Source organism: Paenibacillus sp. p3-SID1389 (assembly GCF_025151705.1).
Taxonomy (GTDB): Bacteria; Bacillota; Bacilli; order Paenibacillales; family Paenibacillaceae; genus Fontibacillus; species Fontibacillus phoenicis.
The window spans coordinates 83619-91664 of the sequence record NZ_JALXVO010000012.1 but is presented as its reverse complement, the minus strand read 5'-3'; the positions used below and the strand labels follow the sequence as shown (position 1 = coordinate 91664).

Here is an 8046-nt window from a genome sequence, read left to right as displayed (position 1 = left end):
CGCGCCACGTGCTCAGGCAGAGTTAAAACCGAGGGCTTGACAAAAACGTTCATAGCAACGGACTCCAGAAGCGCTATTTGCCTGCTTTAGGGCGTTATACTCACGTAACGGACCGAGGAGGCCTTATTTCGGATGGAGCCGATCATATCGCCGCAGTAGAGAGTCCATAAGGTCGCTGGAGTCCGTTACGGCGGGAAATCATCAGGAAATAAGCTAATAAGGTCATTTGGGTCCGTTACGTGAGGCAGAGAGAGCGAATGATTTCCCGAGAGGCAACTATCCCCGGAACGACTGGATAAACTTCACAGCCTGACGGATATCCTCTTCTGGATTGTCGCCGACTTCGCGTTCAATTGTCAGGTAGCCGGTGTAGCCGATTTCCTGCAGGGCGGCGAAATATGCCGGGAAGTCAACGCTGCCCTTGCCCAGCGGCACTTCCTCGAAGCCTGCGCCTGAGGCGGCCATATCGGCGATTTTTTCGTGGCTCATGGCATCGTAGCCAAGGAAGCCGTACACGTCCCGCGGATCCACTGGGCGATGGCGGACGCCGTCCTTGACGTGCGTATGGACGATGTATTCCCGCAGCGTTTTGACGCCTTGAACCGGGTCATCTCCCGTGACCATTACCATATTGGCCGGGTCGAAGTTGACGGAGACGCCGTTGGTGCTGAGGGTGTCCAGGAAGCTTTTTAGATGAGCAGCAGGTTCGGGTCCGGTCTCGATCGCAAAATAAGCGTTCAGACTCTTCGCATACACTCCCAGCTCCTCACACGCCTCTTGCATGGCTGCGTAAATCGGGCTGTTGGTGTCCTCCGGCACGATGCCGATATGCGTAGTCACCACGTTGGTGCCCAGTTCCACCGCCAGATCGAGAATGCGCTTGGACTTTTCGATTTTGGCGGGGTTGGCGGCGGCATCCTGAAATCCGTGGCCGGCCAGGTCGCCGCACAAGGCGGAGATTTCAAGCCCCAGGCTGCTGATGTAATCTCGCAGTTCTTTGCGTTTAGCCCCAGTGAGAACCTCCGGATCCATCTCGCCGGAAACGGCATAGATCTGTACGCCGTCAGCTCCGGCTTCCTTCGCTTTCTTTAAGCCTTCCTTCACGCCTACGCCAAAGCTGTCAACGATAATGCCAATTTTGTTATTTAGCTTCATCGTGCTCACGCCTCCTTGGACTTCATAAGATTAAAAATGAATTTCCCGGCCTTCGGCAGCCGAATCGTAAATTGCGTTCAGGATTTTAATCATTTCCACACCGTCTTCCACCGGGCTGATCGGCGGAATGCCATCCAGGCAGCTAGCGACAAAATGGTCGATTTCATTCTGGAAGGCCCCGCTGAAATCAAAGCCTGGCGTACTAATCTGCGGTTCGATATTCACGATGGTGTTGTGGCGCTCCGTCACGATCGACAATGTCGGTTCAATTTCGGCGCCGCCCTTGTCGCCATAGATATTGATCAGTGCGGAATTTTGCTTCGCATGCAAGGAGAAGCTGACGTCTACAAGCAGTGACGCACCGTTCTCGAAGCGAATCAACGCATTGGCCATATCCTCCACCGTGTTGAGGGAGGCATCGTAGTCCGCTGCTTGGTAAAACGAGTAGTTCTCGATGTTCGAACGATTCCCCAGTTTCGCATAGGTGTTGCCGCTCACCGCTTTGACTTTCGGCCGGCCCATCAGGTACCAGCACAGATCGATGGCGTGCACGCCAATGTCGATCAGCGGGCCGCCGCCGGAGCGCGACTTGTCGGCGAACCAGCCGCCGGGATTGCCAAGCCGACGCAAGAGGCTCGCTTTGGCATAATAAATCTCGCCGAGGTCTCCGGCATCGATAAATTTCTTCAGCACCGCGATGTTGGAGGCGTGCCGCCGTACATAACCGACCTGCAGCAGGTTACCGGTCCGCTCGACGGCTTGTTGTACTTGCAGAGCCTCGTCCACCGTGATGCAGAGCGGCTTCTCACAGAGAACCTGCTTGCCGGCTTCCAAAGCGGCGATACTAATCGGTGCGTGGGTGTTGTTCCAGGTGCAGATGCTGACTGCCTGGACTTCCGGATTGGCGAACATCTCGCGGTAATCCGTGTAAACGTGCGGGATGTCGTATTTGCTTGCCATGCTCCGAGCCCGTTCCTCGTTCACGTCACAGATGGCGAGCAACTTGGCCCGCGGGTTGGCACGGTAGGCTTGCAGATGGGACTCGGAAATGGAACCTGTGCCGACCAGGCCGATGTTCAGTTGGCTCATTTTTCGCAAGTGCACCCTTTCGTTCTCCGCGCGAGTTTGCTACAATGAGAGCATTCATTCGCTAGGATATGTTTTATTTATTCAAATCTATGTTTAGGCACCCCTAATTTAGCACAGGGATTTAAAAGGGAGAATGTTCAGGATGACAAAATATCTGGATTATATGATCAGTCCTGAGCCAATTCGTTTGTTTAATCCCGCGGTGGATGCGAGCCGGCGCAAAATCCAATCGTTATCCGTCGTGAACGCCGGTCATCTGCCCGGGCGTACGATGCAGCGTGCGGACGCGAGGTTTCGGTACTGGGCATTTGTGGTGATCACGGGCGGGAGCGGGTACTACCAAGCTGGCAACGCGGAAAGGCAGGAGGTCACGGCAGGCTCCTGGTTCTGTCTGTATCCGAACGAAACGTTTCAGTACGGTCCACACGCGGAAGGGCATTGGGACGAATATTATTTCACGGTGGAAGGTTCAAGGGTGGAGGAATGGCTGGGCAGCTGGTTGCAGCACCCCGAGCAGGTGAAAAGAGCAACGATCGATGAATCCCTCATTAACCGAATGGAGCTCATGTTCATGTTGATTGACAGCGGCGTGCCAAGCAATCTCGACCGGGCTTCCCTCATGCTGGAGTCGTTCCTGTACGAGCTGGTATCGCAGGCGGATCAAGCGGAAGCCGGAAACCGGGGACGGTTCGTGATGAAAGTCATCGAGGACATTGCCGCTTCCCTGTATGCTGGTCCAACACCGGAGGAGCTGGCGGCGCGGCATCATATTTCGATGTCCACGCTTCGGCGGATCGTGCACGAATATTCGGGTTATCCGCTGAATGAATTCATTCACCGGCTGAAGGTGGCTGAGGCCAAAAACGTCCTGATGAACACGGAGAAAAGCGTCAAGGAAATCGGCGAATCGCTGGGGTATCAGGATACGTTTTATTTCTCGCGTGTGTTCAAGCGAATTACTGGATGTTCGCCGCGAAGTTATCGACGCGAAGGTGGACAGTGAGTCTCTGGGCGCAGGGGTTTACACATTTGATGAGGAGGTTCACGGGATGAAGCTTTTTTTTCAAGGATGGGATGAGGAATTAGTTCATGGTGTGAAAGAATTGGAGGCTCAACTCGGATTCCAAATGGATCCTTCGGGATTACCGGTGGAAGTCGTACGATTGTCTCCAGATGCGGGACAGCTGCGGGTTACGCTGAGCGGCGGGAAAGGCCGGATTGAATATGTGGAGAAGATTCATTTCTTCCGCGCCTTAGGGTTGTTTGTGGAGCACGCCAAGACGAAAGAATCGTTTGACCTCACGGAGCGGCCGAGCTTCGATTACAACGGAGCGATGCTGGACGCGTCGCGCAATGCGGTGATGCGGGTGGATGCGATCAAGCAGATGCTGCGCTATATGGCGGTCATGGGACTGAACGGGCTGATGATGTACACCGAGGACACGTACGAAGTGCCGGAACTTCCTTACTTCGGGTATATGCGGGGACGGTACACTGCGGAGGAATTGCGGGAATGCGACGATTACGCGGCGTTGTTTGGCATCGAGATGATCCCGTGCATTCAGACGCTGGGGCATTTATTTCATGCGCTGAAATGGCAGTATGCGGAGCCGCTGCGCGACCATCCGGACATCGTGCTGCCGGGTGCGCCGGCAACGTACGAATTCCTGGAGCAGGCGATTCGGGCGGCATCGGCGCCGTTCCGGTCAAAGCGGATCCATATCGGCATGGATGAAGCGTTTCAGGTGGGACTTGGCCGGTATTTGCGGGACAACGGCTTCCGCGACCGATTCGAGGTCATGAACGAGCATGTCGGGCGGGTGATGGAGATCACCGGGAAGCTGGGGCTGGAGCCGATGATCTGGAGCGACATGTATTTCAACCTGCTGTCGAACGACGTGCAGGGCGGGTTGTATAACATGGAGGCGGATTTTTCTGAGGAAAATATGGCCAAAATCCCGAAAGGCCTCCGGTTCGTTTACTGGAACTACTGGGGGACGGACGAGAACGCGTACAAAGAGGTGTTTGATAAGCACCGGCTGCTTGGGTCGGAGCCGATTTTTGCGGGAGGCATCCATATGTGGAACCTGATGGCCCCGAACCACGGCAAAACGTGGTCGTCCATGCACCCCGCGCTGCGGGCAGCCAAACGGAGCGGCCTGCGCGAGGTGTTTGCGACCGCGTGGGGCGACAACGGGAACGAGGCGAATCATTTCGTAATTTTGCCGGGGCTGCAGCTGTTTGCCGAATACGGGTACCATGACGGCGAGGTGACGGACGAGCATCTGCAGAAGCGGCTGGCCGCCTGCACGGGGCTTGATTTGTTTGGACCGCTCGAAGCGTTGAAGGGGATGGACGAAGTGCCGGAGGTCTACGAGGGGAACTATTACGGCGCGAATCCGTCGAAATTCCTGCTTTGGCAAGATCCGCTGATCGGCTTGTTCGACAAGCATGTGGAAGGCATGGAAGGGACGCTGCCGGACTATTATGCCGGCCTTGCTGAGAAATGGCGGGGTTACCTTGCAGGAGAGGGAAGCGGATGGACGGAACCGTTTACCGCGATGTTTGCCTTCTATGAAAAGCTTGCCGCCGCGCTGTCCGTAAAATCGACGCTGGGCGTGACGATCAAGCGCCTTTACGACGCCGGGGACCGGGACGGGCTGCGGCGGATCGCTGACGAGACGCTGCCGGAGCTGAGCCGTCGGGTCGAGGAGCTGCGCGTGGCGCACCGGGAGCTGTGGCTTGGAACGTACAAGCCGTTTGGCTGGGAAGTGCTCGATATCCGCTACGGCGGTGTACTGGCCCGCGCGGCATCGGCTCGCGATCGTCTGCTGGACTACGTGAACGGCCGGGTGCCGCAGCTGGAGGAGCTGGAGGCGGAGCGGTTGGTGTTCAATCAGAACAACGTGTTTGGCACGCTGGATGTGAACGGATTGTACCATCAGATTGCGACGGCGGGTTCGCTGTCGATGTAAAACACAAAACCCGATCGTAGCTAAGTGATTCTTATCTGTGATCGGGTTTGTTTTTAGCCGCCGTATTCTCTTCCGAAGGCTTCCATCTTCTCGAGGATCGGCAGTAATTTTTTTCCCCTGTCTGTAAGCGAGTACTCTACCCGTGGAGGGACTTCCGGATAAACTTCACGTTGAATGACTCCATCTTGCTCCAACTCTCGAAGCTGCTTGGTGAGAGAGCTTTGCGATAAACCGCCAAGATATTTTTTGATATCCGAATAGCGACGAGGTCCTTCTCTTAGATACCATAAAATAAAGTGTTTCCAACGTCCGGAAAGTATATATTGGGTAAAGGATATCGCGTACATATCCCTGTTTTCATCGATAAACGCTTCATCAAATCCTTCACTGCAGACCCTCATTGTATTCCCCCTAAAGGTACAAAAAGTTGTACTATGTGCATTTTTATTGCCCTCTTTGCGGATGTAGCGAAACATTTTATGATAATGTCAATGTCCTGGGACAGAACAACATTGGCCAATGTTTAGTTTATTGTATCAAATACATGTGGAGATGGATTACATGAATGAAACCATTTCATTGCTTCAGAATCATGCATCTGTGCGATCTTTTACCAATACACCTATAACCGAAGAACAGCTGGAAGCCATCTTTAAAGCAGCCAGTCAAACTTCATCTTCCAGTCTTCTTCAAACCGTTTCGATTATTCGAATCACCGATCAGGATCTGCGAAAAAAAGTGATGCAACTCAGCATGAATCAACCCTATATTGAAGAAGCCGCAGAGTTTTGGATTTTCTGTGCAGATTTCAACCGGAATCATCAAATTGCCCCAGAGGTGGATATTGAATATATTGATTTTCTGTTGGTCGGTACGTTCGACGCTGGTCTGATGGCACAAAATGCTTTAACCGCAGCCGAATCCATGGGACTTGGCGGTGTATTTATCGGGGGGGTCCGAGCGAATATCGACGAATTATCTGACCAGTTGCAATTACCGAAGTATGTGATCCCTTTGGTGGGGTTATGCTTGGGTACCCCGGCAGGAGAGAAACCTGGGATGAAGCCGCGGCTGCCTCAATCCATGGTCTTGCTAGAAAATGAGTATCAACCACTGGATCGAGAGAAATTAGCCGTCTATGATGAAGCCATGTTGAAGTATTATGAGAACCGTCCGGTTACGCCTCCCTTCACCGAGAAAAAAGTCAAAGGATGGAGTGACCATATCCAAGAACATCTCCAGAGAAGTACGCTCCCTCAAATGATGGACTATTTGAACAAGCAAGGATTTGCGAAAAAATAACGGTCGAGATTTTCTACTTATGAGCGATACTTATCCAGCAGTTCGCTTAGCGTTCGCTTGATCGAATCCACCAGCTCCGGCGGTTCAAGGACGGTGGCCTCCTGACCGAGGCCAATAAAGAACGTCGCGAGGTAGGACAGCTCGCTGATCGGGAACGATCCTTCCAGCCGGCCGGAGCCGTCCTCACGGACGTGCAGCTTCAGGCGTCGGCGGACGAGCTGGCCTTCGCAGGCCTCGACGCCCAGCGGGGTGAGCTCGACCAGGCAGTCCAGCAGAGCCGGCTTGCGGCCGAGGTGCTCTTCCCAGTTGCCGAGATGGACATCGCGCAGGTCGAGCGGTTCTGGTGCGTCGGGACCCACGGCCGCCTCAGCCGAGGTGATACGGTCGCAGCGGAACAAGCGGAAATCGCGGCGCTCAAAGCAGTAGGCCGGGCAATACCATAAGCCGCCGCTGGCAAAAATGCCGACCGGCTGGATCTGGCGGCAGGTAGAGACGCTGCGGCGCGATTCGTAGTTGATGCGAAGGACTTGCTGCTGTATAGCTCCTTCCAGCAGCAAGCCTAAATACGGAAAAGCCGATTGCCGCGTTGGGGTCACGAAGTCGACCCGGTTTTTCATCTGGTCGATGCGGTCCCGAACGTCGCTGGACATATAGTGATAGAACTTGCCAAGCGCCGAAGAAGCTTCCGTTTCAAACGGAAGAAATTTGTAGTGGCGCAGCGCGTGGCTGGCGAAGAAGATCGACACCGCCTCCTCTTCGGTGAACGCGATCGGCGGCAGGACCCGCTCGTTTAGCACCTGGTACCCGCCATGCGGCCCAACCTCGGAATACAGGGGCACGCCAAGCTCGCTAAGCTCCTGCAGGTCCCGAAGGATCGTGCGGGAGGAGACGCCGAATTCTTGAGCCAGTTCCTTGACGGTGAACCTACGTTTACGGTTTACAGTCATCATCAGCTCCATGAGCCGTTTCGATTTGGACATGAGGTTGATGCTCCATTCTTGTTTTTTAATTACGACAATAGTTGTCACTATTATGAGCTACACGGAGTACAAAGTCCAGTGAACGGACTTCACCCTGCACCAATGTGTGCGTTTTCCTATGCTATGATAAGAGGTAAGAGTTGCGTTAAAGGGATACAGAGACAAAGAGACAGGAGATGGGGACCCGTGAGCTTACGCGAAATCACTGAGCAGGAATGGCTGATGCAAGCGGAGAAGAGAAGGGAGACAGCGCAGAAGGGGAAGGAAGCCGGCAGGGAGGCTTTATTTTTCGTTACGGCTCTTTGCGGGACCTGCCAACTGGCGGAAAAAATGCTGGAGATCGTCCTGGCGTCCGGCCCCTGCATTCCGGTGTCCAAGCTGAACATCAACTATACCCCGATCCTGCGGGAACTGTGGCGGATCGCCAGCGTCCCTTGTCTGATCGTGCTCGAAGACGGTGTGCCGGTCCGGCAGGAATACGCCATGCGTTCGGTGGTGGATTTAAGCGAGTGGCTGCGGGTATAAGGGCTTTGCTTTGGGTTATA

General features: G+C 54.3%; 8 protein-coding genes. 4 read left to right on the top strand and 4 right to left on the bottom strand.

The genetic code is table 11. The features are described 5' to 3' along the window. Positions 1 to 276 precede the first annotated feature (276 nt). Positions 277 to 1155, bottom strand: coding sequence for a sugar phosphate isomerase/epimerase family protein (locus M3G15_RS07490; RefSeq protein WP_028537521.1), 879 nt, complete (start codon positions 1153 to 1155; stop codon positions 277 to 279). Between the two features lie 30 nt (positions 1156 to 1185). Continuing rightward, on the bottom strand, positions 1186 to 2244 hold the full coding sequence (locus M3G15_RS07485) for a Gfo/Idh/MocA family protein (protein WP_085279086.1): 1059 nt from the start codon (positions 2242 to 2244) through the stop codon (positions 1186 to 1188). A 142-nt stretch (positions 2245 to 2386) separates the two neighbouring features. Here M3G15_RS07485 and M3G15_RS07480 point away from each other — a divergent pair, with 142 nt between their 5' ends. Together M3G15_RS07480 and M3G15_RS07475 are read left to right on the top strand one after the other, a co-directional pair. After that, on the top strand, positions 2387 to 3247 hold the full coding sequence (locus tag M3G15_RS07480) for a helix-turn-helix domain-containing protein (RefSeq protein ID WP_028537523.1): 861 nt from the start codon (positions 2387 to 2389) through the stop codon (positions 3245 to 3247). 46 nt (positions 3248 to 3293) lie between these two features. Beyond that, positions 3294 to 5219, top strand: a complete 1926-nt coding sequence (locus M3G15_RS07475; protein WP_260070527.1) for a beta-N-acetylhexosaminidase — start codon at positions 3294 to 3296, stop codon at positions 5217 to 5219. A 53-nt stretch (positions 5220 to 5272) separates the two neighbouring features. On the opposite strand, the gene M3G15_RS07470 is transcribed toward M3G15_RS07475, so the two are convergent. Then, the gene (locus M3G15_RS07470; protein ID WP_311202264.1) at positions 5273 to 5620 is read right to left on the bottom strand and encodes a winged helix-turn-helix transcriptional regulator; all 348 of its coding nucleotides are present in this window, start codon (positions 5618 to 5620) and stop codon (positions 5273 to 5275) included. Between the two features lie 160 nt (positions 5621 to 5780). On the opposite strand from M3G15_RS07470, the gene nfsA reads away from it, so the two are divergent. Further along, positions 5781 to 6521, top strand: coding sequence for an oxygen-insensitive NADPH nitroreductase (gene nfsA / locus M3G15_RS07465; RefSeq protein WP_036644403.1), 741 nt, complete (start codon positions 5781 to 5783; stop codon positions 6519 to 6521). A gap of 17 nt (positions 6522 to 6538) precedes the next feature. Here the strand turns inward: nfsA and M3G15_RS07460 are convergent, their stop codons facing one another. Next, positions 6539 to 7501 (bottom strand): helix-turn-helix transcriptional regulator, encoded by a 963-nt coding sequence (locus tag M3G15_RS07460; RefSeq protein ID WP_009223913.1) that lies wholly within the window; start codon positions 7499 to 7501, stop codon positions 6539 to 6541. A gap of 186 nt (positions 7502 to 7687) precedes the next feature. Between M3G15_RS07460 and M3G15_RS07455 the strand changes: the two genes are divergently transcribed. Then, a complete protein-coding gene (locus M3G15_RS07455; protein ID WP_311202263.1) occupies positions 7688 to 8026 on the top strand; it encodes a thioredoxin family protein in 339 nt (112 codons plus the stop codon). Positions 8027 to 8046: the final 20 nt, after the last annotated feature.